The sequence below is a fragment of the Homoserinimonas sedimenticola genome (assembly GCF_026094475.1).
GTDB lineage: Bacteria > Actinomycetota > Actinomycetes > Actinomycetales > Microbacteriaceae > Homoserinimonas > Homoserinimonas sedimenticola.
In genome coordinates, this window is sequence record NZ_JAPELL010000001.1 from 836,766 (window position 1) to 855,164 (window position 18,399).

At 65.7% G+C, this 18,399-nt stretch carries 8 protein-coding genes; all 8 read right to left on the reverse strand.

Annotated features, from left to right (window positions below):
- Positions 1-69 precede the first annotated feature (69 nt).
- Positions 70-4,569: a type VII secretion EssC family protein gene (locus tag OH146_RS03915; protein WP_265157565.1), complete on the reverse strand. Its 4,500-nt coding sequence runs from the start codon at positions 4,567-4,569 to the stop codon at positions 70-72.
- On the reverse strand, positions 4,566-6,908 hold the full coding sequence (locus tag OH146_RS03920) for a transglutaminase TgpA family protein (RefSeq protein WP_265157566.1): 2,343 nt from the start codon (positions 6,906-6,908) through the stop codon (positions 4,566-4,568). Before OH146_RS03920 ends, OH146_RS03915 begins: the two co-directional genes overlap by 4 nt.
- Positions 6,905-8,152: a DUF58 domain-containing protein gene (locus tag OH146_RS13870; RefSeq protein ID WP_265157567.1), complete on the reverse strand. Its 1,248-nt coding sequence runs from the start codon at positions 8,150-8,152 to the stop codon at positions 6,905-6,907. The genes OH146_RS03920 and OH146_RS13870 overlap by 4 nt, the downstream gene beginning before the upstream one ends.
- A 5-nt stretch (positions 8,153-8,157) precedes the next feature.
- Positions 8,158-9,126: an AAA family ATPase gene (locus OH146_RS03930; RefSeq protein ID WP_265157568.1), complete on the reverse strand. Its 969-nt coding sequence runs from the start codon at positions 9,124-9,126 to the stop codon at positions 8,158-8,160.
- A 32-nt stretch (positions 9,127-9,158) separates the two neighbouring features.
- The gene (locus OH146_RS03935) at positions 9,159-14,759 is read right to left on the reverse strand and encodes an Ig-like domain-containing protein (RefSeq protein ID WP_265157569.1); all 5,601 of its coding nucleotides are present in this window, start codon (positions 14,757-14,759) and stop codon (positions 9,159-9,161) included.
- A gap of 127 nt (positions 14,760-14,886) precedes the next feature.
- Positions 14,887-15,600, reverse strand: coding sequence for a hypothetical protein (locus OH146_RS03940; protein ID WP_265160645.1), 714 nt, complete (start codon positions 15,598-15,600; stop codon positions 14,887-14,889).
- Complete coding sequence (locus tag OH146_RS03945; RefSeq protein ID WP_265157570.1) at positions 15,600-17,276, reverse strand: serine/threonine-protein kinase; 1,677 nt, start codon at positions 17,274-17,276, stop codon at positions 15,600-15,602. The genes OH146_RS03940 and OH146_RS03945 overlap by 1 nt, the downstream gene beginning before the upstream one ends.
- Positions 17,276-18,391, reverse strand: coding sequence for an FHA domain-containing protein (locus tag OH146_RS13875; protein WP_265157571.1), 1,116 nt, complete (start codon positions 18,389-18,391; stop codon positions 17,276-17,278). Before OH146_RS13875 ends, OH146_RS03945 begins: the two co-directional genes overlap by 1 nt.
- Positions 18,392-18,399 lie beyond the last annotated feature (8 nt).

An 18,399-nucleotide genomic window follows, 5' to 3' on the forward strand; every position in this document is an offset into this window, starting at 1 on the left:
CGATTACCTCACGGAGTGACTCTAGCGGTGGTGAAAACCTGCGGCGATGGGCAGCTCTCCCCATGGTGATCAGATGTCAGGCAGAGCCATCTGCACTGTCCGGACCTTGCCCGCCTGCACGAAGTTGCCTCGACCCTCCGGGAACTCCGACCGCTTGATGCGAGGGAACGACGTCTTGAACAGCAGATCGCCCTCATGAGGCTCAGGCTGGAGCGCGAAGCCTCGGCGAGCCGCTTTGAACTCCATAAGCAGTGGCCAGGACTGGCTCCACGTGCTGTTCTCGGACTCAGCCACGACGAAGTGGTCGTTGCGCTTTGCAGCCTTGATCAGGGCCGTGAGGTCCTGATCGGCCGGAGTGCTGAGAAAGTCCGTAATCGACTCGATGAGTATCGCGAGGCGCGCCCCCTGCGTTGCAGGGGCGGAGGCGCGCTCCAGCAGGCTCTTGGCGAGAGTGGCGGCAACATCAGGGCTAGTCGCGGTCCCCGACCATCCCGGCGCCAGCGACAACGATGATCTCGCGTTGCCGAAGTAGAAGAGTTCGACTCCGGGAGGGCCCTCCCGAAGAGCCTGCGCAAGCGTTGCCAGAGCCGTTGATCGACCACTCGCGGGTGGTCCGGTCAGCATGAAGGCGCCCTCAGGCACAATCGCAAACGGCTGCAGATCGTCCGAGGCGACGCCGATAGCGATCTGACCCGGGCGCGTGCGCGCTCCTCGCAGTTCCGACAGTGCAATCTCGCCGGCTAGCCTCTCGATCGCCGGGGCGTCGGCGATTCCATTGTCCCGCATGGCTTTCGCTAGCTTCTCGATCGCTCTCGCCTGCTCGGCCACGTTCGCCGTTCCGCCGAAGACGGCGACCTGGGTCTCGAGCTGGTCGAGCACGGCGCGGCCAGGCGGGGACGCGGCGGAGAGGACATCCGATGGCGCGTCGACCATTGCATAGTCGTTCTCATCCGTCAGTCGTAGTGTGACCTTGCGCTGGAAGGACGCGCTGACGGAGGGCGAGATCGAGCCGGGCCTGTCAGCCGACACTATGACATGGATGCCGACCTGTCGGCCGTCGGAAAGCACCTGGAGAAACTGGTTGAACAGCGACGATGATGCTGTGAACTCGTACTCCTGTCGAAACGTCGCCATACCGTCGATGAGCAAGAGCACGCGAGGTTCCTTCGGCTGTGAGGCGAGAGCACGATACTCGGCCACCGTGCTCGCCCTGACGGCCCCATAGCGGAGCACACGATCATCGATCATCTCCCGCAGCATTCGGATCAGTCGTCCCACCCGCTCCGTGTCATCGGCGCCAATCACCGCGCCAACGTGCGGCAAAGCCTCAAGCATCCGAAGTCCACCTGAGGCGAAGTCGAGGGCGTAGACCTGCACTGGCCCGCCACGCGGGGTGATCGCGGCAGCGATCGCCAGCGATCTGAGCGCGACGCTCTTGCCCGAGCCACCCGTGCCATACACGGCGAGGTGGCCGTCGATATCGGGACGGAAGTAGACGGGATACTGGCTCTGCTTCTCGGCATCATCAACCACTCCGATCACGAGCTCCGCATCGGTGCGCTGCCGCAGCATGCTCAAATCGTAAACAGGTGAGAGCTCATCAAGCCATGGCTTGCGAGGGGCAGGAATTCCCGCGGCGGTAGCAGCCTGCGACATCGAGGTCACGAGCCTCGCGGTGTCATTCGGACCAAGGTTGACGTCCTCGTCGCTTCCCTGAGGCTTCGGAGCCTCCCACTTCCGCTCTATGCCGAACGCGAGCTCTGCCACCTCGACCGAGGGCGCCGACTGTGCGTCACTCGTCCATCCGCCCGCATATCCCGTCTGAAAGCTGGTGAGACGCCCCGGCCCCGTTTTGGCGATGCCCCTTCCCGGCACGGAGGGGTCAAACCCGGCGGCGACCGCTGAGCCAACAACGTCGGTTGAATCCGACTCATCGGCCATACGAAGGGCAACTCTCAAGTTGGTGTTCGCTCGCAAATTGTCCTTGATGACACCGGCGGGGCGCTGCGTCGCCATGATCAGGTGGATGCCCAGGGAACGGCCACGCTGCGCTATATCGACGACACCATCAACGAACTCGGGCACCTCCCCCACGAGAGCAGCAAACTCGTCGATGACAAGAACGAGAGCAGGGGGACATTCCGGGTCACCCCGCTTCTCAAGCTCGATGAGATCCTTCACCTTTTTGCGGTTAAAGAGGTGCTCGCGAAAATGTAGTTCCGCCCGAAGGCTGGTCAGCGCTCGACGCACCAGGTGCGGACTGAGGTCAGTGACCAATCCGACCGTGTGAGGGAGGTCGACGCAATCGGCGAAGGCGGATCCGCCCTTGTAGTCGACAAAGAGAAAGGTCACTCGGTCAGGGCTGTACTCCGCGGCCATGCCCAGCACCCAGGCTTGGAGGAACTCGCTCTTGCCCGCACCGGTCGTTCCGCCGACTAGGGCGTGCGGACCATGCGTGCGGAGGTCGAGATGGAGAGAGTCGACGTTTGACTGACCGACGACTGCTCGGAGCTTGCCCGCACGGCGTGCCTTCAACGGGGCATCGGGAGTGCGGTCATTGACGGATTCGTTCTGATTCCAGCGGTCGATGACCGCTTCGCTCGAGGTGGCCATATCGTGGCCCAGCAGATCGAGGAATGACACCGACCGGGGAATATCACTTTCGTCTGCGATGAATGCCCCCGCATCCGCGACGGCAGCCAGCCGACGCGCGAACTCCAGAGCACGCGATGTCGAGACGCGACTGATCTCTACATCGTCGATGAGTTGTCCAGTGCGAACGAGACCGACCTTGGCCTTTGGCTCTGCCTCGTGAACCTCCAAGAAGGTCCGGCACGCAGCCGGTAGCGACGTGCGCGTCGTGGCGATCCAGATCGGGAACACTCCTGCAGCGGGAGCTTTTTCAATGAGTTGAGTGACCCGTGCGCGGTCAATCGGAGCGTCATCTGAGATAACCACGATGACGCAAGGCAGCTCGGGCGGCTGATCGGAGCTGCTGGGCTTCTCGTCGCCGACCTCGGCACCGCGGGCCATCACGGCGTCATCGAGCGCCAGTGCTCCCCTGTTTTGAGTCGCGCGCTCACGGCTCGCGCTCAGTCGAGACTCCACCAACTCCTCAAGGTCAGCCAGCAGCTTCGTTCCGGTTGCAGCGCCATCAGCGAGGTGGACGCCAGGGAGGGGGCTGCCGGTTGCGCCTGTATGGGGCAGCCACTTGATCCACTCAAGGTCCTTCGACCACGACGGGCTCAGGATTGCACTGAAGGCAAGCTCTGCGGGTGAATGCAACGCAGCCAACTGCACGAGCACGCTGTGGGTCGCCTCGAGGACGGGTACCTCGTCGCCGCTCAAGCCGAGAGCGCCGGCGTCGCGGAGGCTGTCGACGATCGGCACACCTGAAATGTGTTCGAAGTAGTCAATGGTTGCATCGAGACGCTCGGCGTACTCCGGCAGACCATTGGCATTGTTCTTGCCACGAATCTCATTTCGAGACGGTGCCGTACCGATCCCAAGCCGTACGTTGAGGAATGACCAGTGCTCTGGCCGACGCGTCCACAGGAGCGGCCCCAAGCAGTCGGCATCATCGAGGAGTTCCTCGGTCGAGGGCGCCTCGGCGAGACGCACCTGCCGTTCGAGAGTGACCTCCTTCTCCATCAGTTGTCCCAGCTGGGAGAGCTTGCGCGTGAACTTCTCGATGTCCGCCTTGAGCTTGCGCCTCTCCCTCATGCGCTGCGTGAAGTAGGTACCGGCCATCATGATCGGCGACAGAGCGACGAACACGAGCGAGAGCGGACTCTGCGTAAACGCGTACAGGATCGGGCCCATCAGCAGAGGAGCGACGAGCGCAAGCCAGGGGAAACCTATGGGCTCAGACTCTCGGGGCACGTCGGGCCCGTCATACTGCTCGCCCGGGTACCGAGCTTCGATGCGAGGCGAGCGATTGAACGCGATTGGGCCGACCCGCGTTGCCGTTTCGACCGGCGTCGAACGCACAAATAGCTCGATGCGGAGGACGGTGTCACCCAGGGTGACTGTCTGACCGGAGGTGAGGCTGACTCGAGTGACTTCGCCACCGCCGACCACGATTCCATTGGCAGAGTTGAGGTCGATTAGATCGACCGTATCCCCCACTTCCAACCTGGCGTGCCGCTTGGACACGAGCGGGTCGGTGAGCCGGAGGTCACTGTCTTGCTCGCGTCCAATGACCATCGACCCCACACGCAGTTCAAAGTCCCTTCCTTGGTCAGGACCAGCGTCAACCCTCATGATGCCGACGGGAGGACTCAGCTCGGTTGTCGATGAGCCTCCCCGCTGCACGACCTGTACTCGAGCTCCCGATGCGATCACAGCCTCCGCGATGGGCGTATCGGGGTCAAGGATGCGGGACGAGGGCGCTCCGGGAAAAGAGACCTGCAGAGTCGAATCCGTCGGTACGTCGACCTGAGCCGGTGAGAGTGGGTCAGCCACGAGGAGTTCAGCAGCGACGTCTCGGACGGTCGCGGCCACATCCGTGGTGATGACGACATCGACATCGGCGCCCGTCGGCCGCGCCAGCGTGAGCTTCAGCTTCATTTCTTCTCTCCCCCGTCAGAGACGCGCCGCGCCCAGTCCCGCGCAGAACGCACCCGGTAGCGACTGAGCAGGCGGCGCATGCGAGTGACACCCGCGCGGCTCGCGGCGACGGCCGCCGCGGCCTCCGTCCACGTTTTCTCGGAGCGCTCCGCGCTCACGTCCTGGCCTGAGAACACTGCTTCATCCGCATCGACCGCAAGCGAGCGAAGGCCGAGAGGCTGCTCGGCCGCGACCTGCGTCTCGAGTGTCTCCGCCACCCGCATGCGCGTGCTCGCGGAGGGGACCGCGTATCCAAGCTCCGAGAAGCGATCGACCATCTCGTCCCAGGCACCCGCAACACGGTCGTGTGGTGCCGCGGCCATCCGTCGCCGTCGCATCCGGCGTCGCTTGATGATCGCGACGACGAGCATCGGGCCGAAGATGATCAGCGCGGGAATGAGCAGGCTCACGGCCAGGACGTAGACCCACCCCGGCAGCACGAACGGCAGCGCGTCGTCCTCCTCGTCGCTCTCCTCGAGCTCGACGGGCGACAGGAGGTCTTCCTCCTCGTTGTCGACGCGCGGGGGCTGCCGCACCTGCGGCTGGGGCTCGCTCTGCGGTTTGGGCGTCTGGTCCTGAGGAATGTCTGTCTCATCGGGGGTCGGGTCGAACGCGACCCAGCCCACATCGTCGAAGGCGACCTCGACCCATGCGGTCACGTCATCACCCGTCACCTCGACGGGGGAACCGGCGACGACCTCCGGCGCGAAGCCCATCACGACGCGCGCGGGAAAGCCGAAACTTCGCGCCATGAGCGCAAACGCCGAGGCGTACTGCTCCTCGTCGCCCACCATCTGGTTGCGCTCCAGAAGCTCTGTGATGCGGTCAGCACCGTGCCCCGCTCGCGACGGCACCGTGTCGTTCGCCCGACCGTGACTCAAGAAGCCGGTGCTGGCGAGGGCGATGCGAATCGCCTCCAGCTGCTCCGCGGGGGTCGAGGCGGATGCCGCGAACTCCTGCGCCTTCGCGGTGACAACATCGGGCACTGATTCGACGGGCGGCAACTCGAGCGACGCCGTGCCGACGTCGCGCAGGTCCTCGATGGAGATCGGCTGTTGCACTGTCGCATCCACACGGTAGCTGTCGCCCTCGTCGAGGCCGGAGGTGATGACCGCCGTGCCGGTTGCCGCGTTGTAGCGCACGTCATCCGTCGACTCTGCGGCCTCGCCCGAGAGGAACTCGAGGTCATCCGCGTAACCGATCGTGGGGATCCAGACATCCTCGTAGCCGACCATCGTGAAGACGACATCCTCACGCTTCTCGGGCGTGACGAAATCCTGCTCGGGCAGTGATCGCCCCACGAGTGCGAAGGAACCCGAGCCGTTGGTACTGGTCTGCGGCCCCGTGACGTTCCACAGTTTTCCCGAGAAGGAATCCAGGGCGGCGAGACGGATGACGTCGCCCTCCTCGAGGCCGCTCACCGTGAACATGACGTCATCGGTGACCTGCTTCGTGTAGTGCCGGTAGCCCGAGAGCGGACTCGGATACTCGAGAGGGTCGAAGGGGGGCTCGATCTCGTCACGCAACACAAAACGCTCGTCCTTGGGAGGAGCGAGCCAGAAGCCCGCACCACCGCCGACAAGCACCGATGCCGCCACGATGACCGCGGTGCCCGCGAGCTTTCGGTTGCGCAGCCGCGCCGAGCCTTCCGCAGCGACGCTTTCTCCCCCCTGACGTCGCCACCCGAGCCAGATGAGGGCGAGCGACGCAAAGACGACACCACGGACCCCGGCCTGGAACGGCTCATCCGTGCCGATCAGGATGCCCGCAAGGTACAGGGCGAGCGGGCCGAGCAGGGCGACACCGAAGCGCCACGCTGTGCGAGGGCGGCTCGACAGCCAGCGGCAGGCGAGACTCACCGAGACGATGGAGGTCAGCCACGTCGCGATGTACGGCACAACGGCGATGTACTGGGGAGCGCCGACGGGCGTGCCCAGGGTGACGATGTCGCGCCATCCGAAGACGGAGCCGACCGCAATGCTGGCGAGCGATTGCAACGAGGGGAGCACACCGAAGAGGGCCTGCTGCGGCACCGCCAGCGCACTACCGAGCACGAAGTATGCCGCGAGGGCGACCACAACGGTCGGAATGAGGCTCAGTCGAAACAGCGACGTGAGGATCGCCGTGGCGGTGCCGACCACGAGGCCGCCGATCGCGGGGATCACGAAGTTGTAGGGGCCGAAGGACGGTTCAAAGCCGAGGATGCCCACCGCCGCGAGCACAGTGAGTACTGTCACGTCCGCCCAGGTGCGACCCGTCAGCATCCGCCGGGCACCGGTCTGGGATGTCTGTTCGCTCACGCCGCCAGCCCCCTGATCACCTTCGGAAGATCCTCCAGCGCGCCGATCGTGATGAGGGTGAGGCCGGCGACAGCCGAGAACTTCGGCTCAGCCCCCGCCTGGATGCGGAACGCGACCTGGCTCGTGTCGGCGCCGAAGAGCGACTGGATGCTGCGGAAGTCGGCCGTTGTCATCTGCGAGCCCGCGATCGTCATGACAACGCTCGGCGCCGGCAGTCGCCGCGTCATTTGGCGCGCGAACGCCCGCATGCTGCTGTACGCAGACCCGACCGGCTCGAGCCGGCTTGACGAGTCGAGCATGCTCGTGACCGTCGCGGTGCGCCACATACCGCTCTCGCTCACCACGTTCATCTGGGTGCCGTCGAGGATGACCTGCGAGGCGATCGAGGCGGTCACCGAGATCGCCAGCTCGAACTCCTCCTCGGATGCGTAGAGGTCATTGCGCGTCGCGTGGATCATCGTCAACTGCGAGCGCCGCGTCTCCTCGAACTGGCGCACCATCAGCTGCCCGATCCGCGCGGAGGTGCGCCAGTGCACGTAGCGGCGGTCGTCTCCGGGGACATAGGGGCGCAGGGCGTGGAAGGCGATGTCGTTGTTCGTGATCTTCTTCGACACCTGACCCTCCAGGTCGCGCACGAGCCCGGCGGCGCTCGGCACGAGGCGCACCGTCTTGGGATGCACGAAGAGGTCGACGGCATCTGCCCATTTGAGTGCGCGCCGCATGAGGCCTAGCTGATCGCCCTTGACCGATTCGGCAGGGCCGGCGACGATGACGGCCCGCTTGTGGGTCGGCACGGCGAAGAGTTCCTCGTGCTCCTCCTTCGGCTTCATGGCGGGGAGCTGGAACTCCGCCACCCCGCGGCCGACGGGAAGCTCCATGCGTGTGGGCGGCAGGTTGCGTGCGCCGGTGTTGGTCACGAGCATCCGCCCCATCGCCCGATCTCCCACGACCACACGTCGCGGATTGAGCTCGATGAGCACGCCATACGACGCCCGCCCGAAGACGAACAGCATGCTGATCAGCGCGGCCGCAAGCAACACCGTGCCGAGGTAGGTGAACTCCTGCCAGCCGTAGATGGCGCTCAGCACAAGAGCGATTCCTCCCAGTATCAGCACGAGCCAGCCTGCGGGCGTGACAATGCGCAGGAGCGGCGCAAGTGCGCGCCACACCGCCCCGACGACGGGCATGCTGATGTTGCCGACGGCCGTGAAGAACCGACGGATGCTGTGGAGGAACCGCTGCACAGTCGTTACGCGGCGCGGTACGTGGGCGGCTCGATGCCGACCAGGATGCGGCTGATGACGTCTTCGGCCTTCACGCCGGCGAACTCCGACTCTGGGTCGAGGATGATGCGGTGGGCGAGCACGGGCACGGCGAGATCCCGTACGTCGTCGGGGGTCGCATAGGTGCGGCCCTGGCTGACCGCCCAGGTGCGAATGGCGCGGGCCAGCGCCATGGCTCCTCGCATACTCACGCCAAGCACCACGTCGCGATCCTTGCGGGTTGCGTCGACAATGTCGCTCAAATAGGTCATGACCGACTCATCGACGAACACCTCGTTGGCGAGCGCCGCCATCGCGACGATCGACTCCGGCTTGATGATGGGCGACACGAGGGATGCGCGGGCGCGCGTTGCGGAATCCATCAGCAGCTCGACTGACGTGGCCCGGTCGGGGTAGCCGAGGGTCGTCTTGATGAGGAAGCGGTCGAGCTGCGCCTCGGGAAGCTTGTAGGTGCCCGCCTGCTCGACGGGGTTCTGCGTTGCGATGACAAGGAACGGCGCGCCGACCGGGTGCCCCTCACCGTCGATCGTGACGACACCCTCCTCCATGACCTCGAGCAGGGCGCTCTGGGTTTTGGGGCTCGCGCGGTTGATCTCATCGGCAAGCACGATCGACGCGAAGATCGGTCCCTTGTGGAATTCGAAGCGCCCCTTCGACTGGTCGAAGATCTGCACACCACTGACATCGGACGGCAGCAGGTCGGGCGTGAACTGGATGCGCGAGGTCGTGCCGTCCAGCGTGTTGGCGAGAGCCTTCGCCAGCACCGTCTTGCCGGTGCCCGGGTAGTCCTCCAGCAGGACATGGCCGTCGCTCACGAGCGCCGTGAGCACGAGACGGATGACGTTCTCCTTGCCCTTGATCGCCTTCTCGACGTTCGCGATCAACTTCTGGAAGGCATCCGCGAACCACGTCGCCTGCTCCTGGGTTACTGGCATTCTCTGTCGCTCTTTCTCGTCACGATGGTGGATCAGCAGGGGGTTGTATTGCCCCAGCGCGTGAGGGCGGTTTCGTAGATCACCTGGTTGGCAGCGTTCTCGAAGCGGACGCGCAGCATCTCGTTCGGATACGTGCCACGAGTGTGGTCGCTCCACGACAGTGTGTCGTGTGTGCCGCTCGCGGGGAGGTAGGTGAGCCCGGGTCGGGTGAAGCTACCGTCGCTCCACACGGTGTAGACCTTGTAGTTTCCCGGCGCGATGTTGCTGAAGCGGACGCCGTGGTAATAGCGGGTCTCGCCTTGGTGGGATCCACGGCACATCTCCACGACCGTGGGCGGTGGGGGCGGCGCGTCGATACGGCCAGAGACGGGGCCCGACGCGGCACCGGCGCCCGCGCGGTTCACGGCTCGCACCCAGAGCGAGTGGTCGCCCTGCGGAAGATTGCTGCGGGTATGACTCGTGCCCGTGACGGTCGACCAGTTGCTGCCGTTCGTGCTGACCTGGTACTGCAGGTTGGCGCTGGACGGTGCACTGATGGCGTCCCAGTTCCACCGGATCGCACCATTGGCCGTCGAGTCAGTGACCGTTGCACGGAAGTTCGAGGGTGCGGGCGGAGGGGGAAGCTGAGTGACGGTGCCCGACGCCGTTGCCGGGGCGCTCTCCTTGCCGCCCGAGTTGATCGCCGTCACCGACAGCGTGTAGGTACCCTCGCTCAGCCCCGAGACACTGCCGGAGCGGGCCGGTCCCGAGCCCGAACCAACCTCGGATGCTCCCCGACGCACAGACCAGCGATAGGTCACCTCACCTCCATTGGGGTTCGATGCTCCCCACGAGACGTCAATACGACCGTTCGGCGCCTGAAGCGTCTCTGTGACCTCCAAATTGCTCGGGACCGTGGGCGTGCCGTAGGGGATGACGGCGTTGCTCGGCGGCGACCATGCCCCGAACCCATGCTCGTTCTCGGCGCGCACCGAAAAGGTGTAGCTCGTGCCGTTGGTGAGTCCGGTGATGGTACAGGAGGGCGGGGCGCAGTCCGTAGGCATCGCGGCGCCCGTATTGTCGCGCACCTCGTAGCCCGTGATCTCCTTGCCGTTCGACGCGGGCGCTTGGAACCCGATCACGACCGTGCCCTCGTCTCCCTGGTCGGGAACAGTGGGCTTCTGCACCTGATCTGGCACGTCGCTCACGGTCAGGGTGATGGTGCCGTTCACCTGACGATCCTCGTCCTCCGTCGCATCCTCGACCGTGTAGATAACTTCGACCACGCCGCTCTTCAGCGAGGGAGACGGGGTGATCTTGACGCTGCTGTCGGTGTGCGAGACCGTCGCGGGCTCGCCCGAGTTCGATACCCGGGCATCCACGATTCGGAGCGGCTCCCCCGTCGTCTGGTAGGGGTTCGAGTCGTTCGCGAGCGGCTGTGACGTGATGGAACCGCCGCCGTCCCCGCCACCGCGCTGCATCTCCAGCGTGTCTTCCACGGCGACCGGTAGCGGACGGGTTGAGCCCACCACGGTGACGTTGATCGTGCCCGGCACCTCAAACTGGTCCCACCGCAACGTCACCCCGAGTGTCAGTGTCGTGCCCTTTGGCGTGTTGCGGGGAACCGTCATCGTCAGTTCGCTGCCCGACAGCGACGCCTCGAGACCGGATGACTGCCCCGTGATGTTGGAGTACGTCACCTCCTGCAGGATCTGGGGGTTCGGATGCCCCGTGGACGCACGCAGGTCGACAACCGTCTCTTCACCCACCTCGATCTGCGTGTTCGGGGTCGTGAACTCGGGCGGTGTATCTCGGAACTCCGGGTCGCCCACCACGATTGGGAGGGTCAGATTTGCCCGGTTGCCCTTGGGGTCGTTCTCCGAAGCGCCATCCGTGACGGTGAAGTTGATCGCCGCGGGACCACGGTAATCCGTGGGCGGGGTGAACTGGAGGGTGTCCTTGTCGACATAGCTGGACTCGCCATTGGACTGGATCGCGGTGACCGAGGACTCATCGAAGATCCAGGCCTCACGGCCCGACGGCACGGTCACGATGTCGGAGAGGTTCCACTCCCCCGATTCGTTCATCGACACATACTGGGTCGGAAGGGCGGGGTTGATGTAGGGCGGGTCATCGAAGCCCTCATCGACCGCCGCCGGCACCAGGATGAACGCCATGGCGCTGAGCTCATCCGCCTCGTTCGTCACCCGGTAGGCGATCGCCTGCCGCTTCTCCCCCGGGGTCACCTCGATCTGCCCGCCCTGCTCGAGCAGCTCCGCCGAGCCCGCGTTCGGCCCCTCGACCGAGACGACCAAATCGGAGTTCGGGCCCGCCGGGTTGAAGGCATAACCATCGAGGACGTCAACGGTCACGGTCTCCTCGCCCGCGATGTCCTTCGTGAGAATCGGAACATCCAACGCTGTCGGCGGCAGGAGTGGCGCGTCCTCGGTGACGGTCACAAGCACGTAGCTCATGACCGAACCGCCCCGGTCGTTGCTCAGTTCGTAGCGGATTGAGAACGACTGCTCCTCGTTCGGAGCCTCGAGCACCAGGAAGCGCCGGTCGATGACCTCAGCCGAGATCCCCTCCGGTACATCCGTCAACTCCTCCGAGGCCTTGATGGGGGCGCCCTGCGGATCCGAATCGTTGGCCAGCAGGTCGACCTGCGCGAGTCGCCCCGGCCTGATCGACACACTGTCGGGCACCGCTGTGGGCTCCTGAAGCTCATCGGGCTCGGGGATGACCGCGATCTTGATCTCCCCGACGCCCGTGGCACCGAAGGCGTCGTAGACCTCGTAGGTGAACACATCCGTGCCCGCCGCTACAGAGGATGCCTCGTAATAGAAGTAGTCCGGCCCTGTCTCGCCCACCGTGCCCAACTGTGGGTTCGTAGGGAAGTTGAGCAGCTGCGCCGAGTCGCCGTCAGGGTCGATCCCGCTCAGGGGCACATCGATGCGGATCGCGTTGCCCGCCAGCACGCGGGCGACGAGCGGCTGCGGCTGCGGGTCCTGGTTGTTCGCCTCGTCCTCTTCGACCACGGTGAACACCACTGTCGCTGCCGCCGTCTCGCCGAAGGGGTCGAGCACGCGATAGTCGACGCGGTACTCTCCCGGCTCGCGGGGGGCCTGGAAGCGCACGCGGTCACGACTGACGAAGGCGATGCCCGCGGTAGGTTCGGAGATGAGCTCCTCCTGGAGGAACATGAGCGAGTCATCCGGGTGGTAATCGTTATCGAGCACGTCGACCGTGACGATGTCGCCCACCCGCACGCGCGCCGCGTCGTTCTGCGCCACGGGGGGCTGGTGCTTCGTCAGTGCCGGCACCGGCACGACCGTGACGCCAGCGGTCGCACTGGAGACGCCGTCGGAGATCGTGTAGGTGAAGGACACCTGCGCCGTCAGCGCCTGAGGGGACGTGACCCGCACGCTCGTCGAGGCCAACAGCTCCACTACAAGGCCCTTGGCCTTGTACTCCGCCGGTACATCAACACTCTGCACGGCCAGGACCCGGCCGGACGGCGACGCGTCATTTGACAGCACTGACACCGTCGTCGGTTCATCGCCGCGCAGATAGGCGACATCCTTCACGGCAACCGGCGGCAACGAGGCATCCGCCGGCAGTTCCAGAACGTCAAAGCGGATGATTCCCACACTCGACGTCGCCCCCGCCGACAGCGTGTACTTCACGTAGTGGATGCCCGGGTTCGATGCGGAGAAGCTGACGGTGCCGGTCTCGGCGCTGAAGGTCGCGCTCGTGGCGCCACCCGGCTCCTCGATCGCCACAAGAGTCAGCTGCGCCCCCGAGGGAGAGATGTCGTTGAGCAGAGGCTCGACCAGTACCGTCTCATCCACGAATGTCTGCGCGAAGTCAGGCGTGCCCACGGGGTTCAGGGTGCCCGCAGGCTCCACCTTCACCACGAGGGTTCCGGTAACGGCCTCTCCGCGGCCGTCGGTGACCTGAAAGGCGACCTCCTTCTCGCCCAACTCCGACGTCTGGTGCGTGAAGGTCACGAAGCCGTCGGGAGTGAACCGCACCAGATCGCCGGACTTCGGCGACGCACCCAAAAGGAATACGTCGTCGCCGTCAGGATCCTTCCAGTCGGCCAACACGTTGTAGGTGACCGTCTGATTCGCCTCGACGCTCACCCCGCCGATGCGGACGGCCACGGGAAGCTCGTTGGACTCGTCGGGCACAACCCGGAGGTTCAGGCGCGCCGAATCGGTGCCCCCGCGGCCATCGTCGACCGTGTAGTTGAGCGAGACGCCTCCGACGAAGCCGGCAGCCGGGGTGAACTGAAGGGCGCGCGAGCCGTCGATAGGGTCGATGCGCCCCGTCGACTCGGCGAGGTTGTCGTAATCGGAGATGACGAGCACGTCCCCGTCGGGGTCGGTGTCGTTGTCGAGCAGCGGCAGAATTGTCGTGCGACCGGGCCTCACACCGAAGTCGTCGTCATTGGCGGTCGGCGGCCGGTTGGTGTCGGTGCGCTCCGCCAGCGTGTCCTCGAAGGATTGAATGGCCGACTTCTCGTCACCGATCTCCTCGGTCTCCTGTTCCTCCGGCGGGGTGACATCTTCCCAGTTCTCCACCAGGCGCATGTTCTCGTCGACCAGCCACACGTCCCCGTTGTCGAGGTTGTTCAGCGCGATGACACTGCGATTGACGCGGAACTCGAGCACACTGCCCCGGGTCGGCTCGGCGATTTCGACCGGTTCCGCCGTCTGGCCGTCGCACGCAAGGAGGTACCTCTGCGCGCCTGCCCACGCCCCGTGCGCGCACCCCTCGAGGAACACCGGCGCCGCCACCTGCGTGGGATCCGTCACGGGCGAATCGATGTCGGCCGCCACCGCCTCGACAGAGCCCGAACCAAGGTCGACCTTGAGCAGGGACTCTCCCGTCGCGACCACCGCATAGTTCGACTCGGGGCCTGTCTGCTGAAGGCGCAACCCCGGCTCATCGCCGAGGTCATGAACCGAGCCGTCCTCCGTGACCAGTTCGTTTGTCGTCTGGTCGAAGACAACCGCCTTCTCGCCGACAGCGGCGAGCTGGAACTCTCCCAGCTCGGGAAAGTCACTCTCGACAGGCTGGTCGGCCAGCGACTCCAGCCGGTACAGCACCTCGTCGCTGCTCGACACCGCCAGCACGACTCCTTCAGACGTGACGGTGACGTGCGCTCCCTCGCCGAGTTCGGCGATGGGCGGCTGCGACACATAGTTGAACTGCAGGTCTCCCAGTGCCGGGATAGCCCACAGCCGACCATCCGTCGCCAGAATTGCGACGACGTCGCCGCCGTACGCAACCTCCGCACCCTTCGGCACCTCGATCGCCGAAGTGACCTGCGTTGTCGCGGCATCCACCGACTCCACGCGCCCCGCGACAGGATCGTGCATGAAGAGGGTGTCGCCATCCTGCAGCACCGTGAAATCGGCGCTGGATGCCACGACCGAGCCGTTGAGCTCGTCGATCTGCCGATTCAGCCGCCCACCCAGCAACTGCTCGCCGTTGGTGACCCACACATCCCGGGACGCCAGGTCGACGTCGGAGACGGGAAAGCCCGGGTGCAGCGCCGCGATCGTAAGGGGAATGCCCGCGATGATGGCGAACACGAGTGTCGATGCGATGGTCTTGCGCGAACGGCCTGCGATTCTTCGCCGCACCAAGGAACCCCCATCCCTATCGTGAGGACGCCGTGAGACGTCGAATACTGCGACCGCGAATTGTCGCCATCAACCTAGCAGCAGTTCGCTAATTCGATGCGCCAGAGGGATGGGTAGGTCCTCCCCATCAGACCGCAGGGGCAGAACGGTCGCGGTCGTTGCGCTCCAGCAGGTAGAGATCATCGGCGCTGACCAGCCGAGTCGCCACCGCATATTCGACGAGGCGCTGTCGCCGGTTGGTCGCAAGCTTGCCCCGTGCGCCGCGCAAGCCTGCGACACCCAGCTTGTCGAGCTTCTCGCAGACGTTGTCGAGTTTGCGGTTGAAGGTCGTCATCGGCCACCCGAGTCGCTGCGCCGCCTCAGCGGAGGTCGGGATCTCGCCCCTCCCCGGCGACGCCTGGGTCAGTACCTGTTCGGCGAGAGCCACGATGAGCAGTCGCTGCGAACTCGTGAGCGGAATCGGCTCGATCGTGGTGGAACCACCAGAGCCGGCGATTGCCGAGGAGGTGCCGTAGTAGTCCTTCGGTCCGTGGATCGCGAACTCGTAGGTCGTCGACCCCGCACTGAACATGACACTGAGCTGCGGGAACACGATCGGCAGGCGGGCGCCCGGTGCGAGCCACGCCTGCACCTGCCCCGACGCGTCGGTGACGGTGGCCGACAGCAGCGTTCCCACGTTGGAGAGCCACCACAAGCCAAAGTCTTCGTGGATACGCAGAAAACGCCGATGCAGGTAGGGATTGTCGTCGATCACGAGGTCTGACTCGCGCCCGACATGGAAGTCCGCGGGGTGCGCGATGTCATACCACTCGCCGCAGAACTCGACCCTCAGGGGGGCAATCATGACGGGTAGCACTCCTCCAGCGGGTTGGGCGATTGGCGCCCGGAGCGCACGATGCTGACCTCGACGCACACCGAAGCTCCCGCAGCGCCCGCCACCGTAAAGGTGCCATCGGCGATCTGCCGCACGGGCTCGCTCTCGCCGCGGTCGGTGCGACGCCAGATCATCATGTCGCCCTCGACAGGATCTGGATTCTCGACCGAGAAGACGACATCCGCCCCTGATGCGGCGACCGAGACAAGCGTGGGAGTGGGCACCGTGTCGACCACCACAGCGGAATCACCCCCGCCGCCCGGCGCCGTCGATGGCGTCGACTCGACGGGTGTGGGCAGCCCGCCGACGATCAGCGCAAAGGCGACTCCCATCGCAACGACTGCGAGGACAGCCCCGCCGATCCACAGCACAAGGCGATTCGCCTTCGACGCCTGAGGCGCAGCATCGACAGTTGCGTCAACAGCAGGTGTGCCGGCGCGGGAGTCGACGCTCTGCTCGTCGACCGCCAGGCCGCGCGGCCGCACTACCGTTTCACCGACGACCTGCTCAGCGGCCGTGTCCTGCCCACGCACCGTCTGGGCCCCCACCGTCTGCGCGCCCCTGATCTGGGTCGCATCCGTGGCCGACGCGGGAGCCGCTGCTGGAACAGCCGCGGGCGGCGGGGCGACCTGCTGCGCCTCGATGGTGGAGACACCGCGCGCCCGCGTGGCATCCTCATCATCTGCCCCGGCGTCTTCGCGAATCGAACTGTCGACGACCAGGTTGGGCACGTCGATCGTGGTCGGGGCGTAGCCCAACTCGAGTTCCACCCGCTGCAGTGCACGCGCAAACTCGACCGCCCCCTCGAAGCGGTCATCCCGATGCGTCGCCATGCCCTTCATCAGCACCGCGACAAGGGAACGGGGTACGTCATCGCGCTGCAGTGGGGTGACGAGCCCGCGCTCGATGCGCCCGATCAGGTCGAGAGCACCGTTCGATCGTCCACGGACCTCGAAGGGCGTATGGCCGGCGAGGAGGGTGTAGAGGGTTGCGGCGAGGGAGAAGACATCGGCACGGGCATCCGGCTTGGGGTCGTCCTCGAACATCTCGGGAGGCGACCAGGGCACTGACATCCCCACCGAGGCACTGCCGGTCGTGCCCGAGGTGTCCCCAGAGAGCGAGTCGAGGGTCGCCGTGTTCATCGGCGGACTGTCATCGAGCGCCGACGAGATACCGAAGTCGGTGAGAGCGGGCCATCCGAAGTCGTTCGTCAGGATGTTGGCGGGCTTGATATCACGGTGCAGGATGCCGGCGCCGTGCGCTGTCGCGACCGCTCCCGCCACCCGGATGCCGGTGCGCAACACATCGACGACCGAGAGAGGTTCGCGCTTGTATCGCTCCGCAAGGCTGGGGCCGGAGCAGTACTCCATGACGAAGTATGGGCGTTCGTCAGCCGCGACATCCGCGTGATAGATCGACACGATGTACGGATGCGCCGAAAGCTGCGCCATGAGATTGGCCTCGGCGACGAACGCCTCGCGGTTGGCCGCCGTGAGCTCCTCGGTGAGCAACACCTTGACGGCGACGCGGCGCTTGGGCAGGTGCTGGTCGTAGAGGAAGACATCGCTGAAGCCCCCCGACCCCAGCAGCTTGACGAAGGTGTAGCCGGGCAGCTCGGGAGGCGTTGCGGGAGCGCGTCGCATCACTCGCCCTCGCGCACGGTGAGCGTCACTCCACCGCCGAGATCCACCATGGTGCCCGGGATGATCGTGGTCGGCTCGCCCTGGCGCAGCTGCTGAGGAGGACGGCCGGGCAGGACGATCTGAGTGCCGTTGCGGGAGTGCAGGTCGGTGACCACCACGGTTCCCCCCTCCACCGTGAACTGGGCGTGGTTGCGGGAGATGTCCTTATCACCGGGGATCGTGATCAGACGCGGGATCGCTCCTCCCGACACCTTGCTGGCGCTCGGGGAGCGCCCCACGATCAGAGTCTGGTCGAGCACCTCCACCGAGCCATTGGAGAGTTCGAGGCGAAGCGTGGATGCAGGGCGCTCCGACGCCTTGCCCACCGCAGCAGATGCCCTGCGCTCAGCGCGGAGTCTGCGCAGGTCGCCCGTCATGATCGTCATTCCGTCATGGTCGCCCTCCTCCGCCGCGGCAGTAGCAGTCGACTCATGGCTGGCGCCATCTGGCTGCTCCTCGGGGTTCCCCACCGCCGCCTCCGAGACGGAGCGATACATTGTGGCGCCGAAGAGGTAGTCGTAGCCGTCATCAACGGGGGCGGCGGCCGACTCCACCGGGGCGTCGATCTCTCGCGCAGTCGCATCCGAGACATCCGTGACCGTGGCCTCGGGCAGGGGCGAGACCGCCGCAGTGACAGAAACGGCAGCGGGGCCAGGCGCTGATGCGACGTGGGCCGCCATCACTGCTCCCGCAGCGAGCGGCAGCGCAGGCGCCAGCGGTGACGCAGGTAACGCCAACCGGAAGGCCGAGCCAGCGGCAAAGAGCTTCTCCGTCCAGGTGCTGACCCCGGTGCCGTCGAGCAGATCGTCGCTGTCGCCAGAGGACACCGTCAGTTGCACCGGTCCGCGCACGATCGCGCGAAGCTCGTCGCCGGGCGACCAGGAGAGGAGCGCAAACGACGGCGTCGCCGAGAGGCCGCGCGCCGTCAGGACATCGAGGACGGCCTGAAAACCCGAGGGTAAGGCCTCCCACAGCTCCTGAATGCTCTGCCCCGCCTCAACAGCCAGCACGACGTCCCCGGTTGACAGGGCCACCCATGACCCATCGGTGCCCGGCTGGTACCAGTGCTCTCTCACGTGGTGCT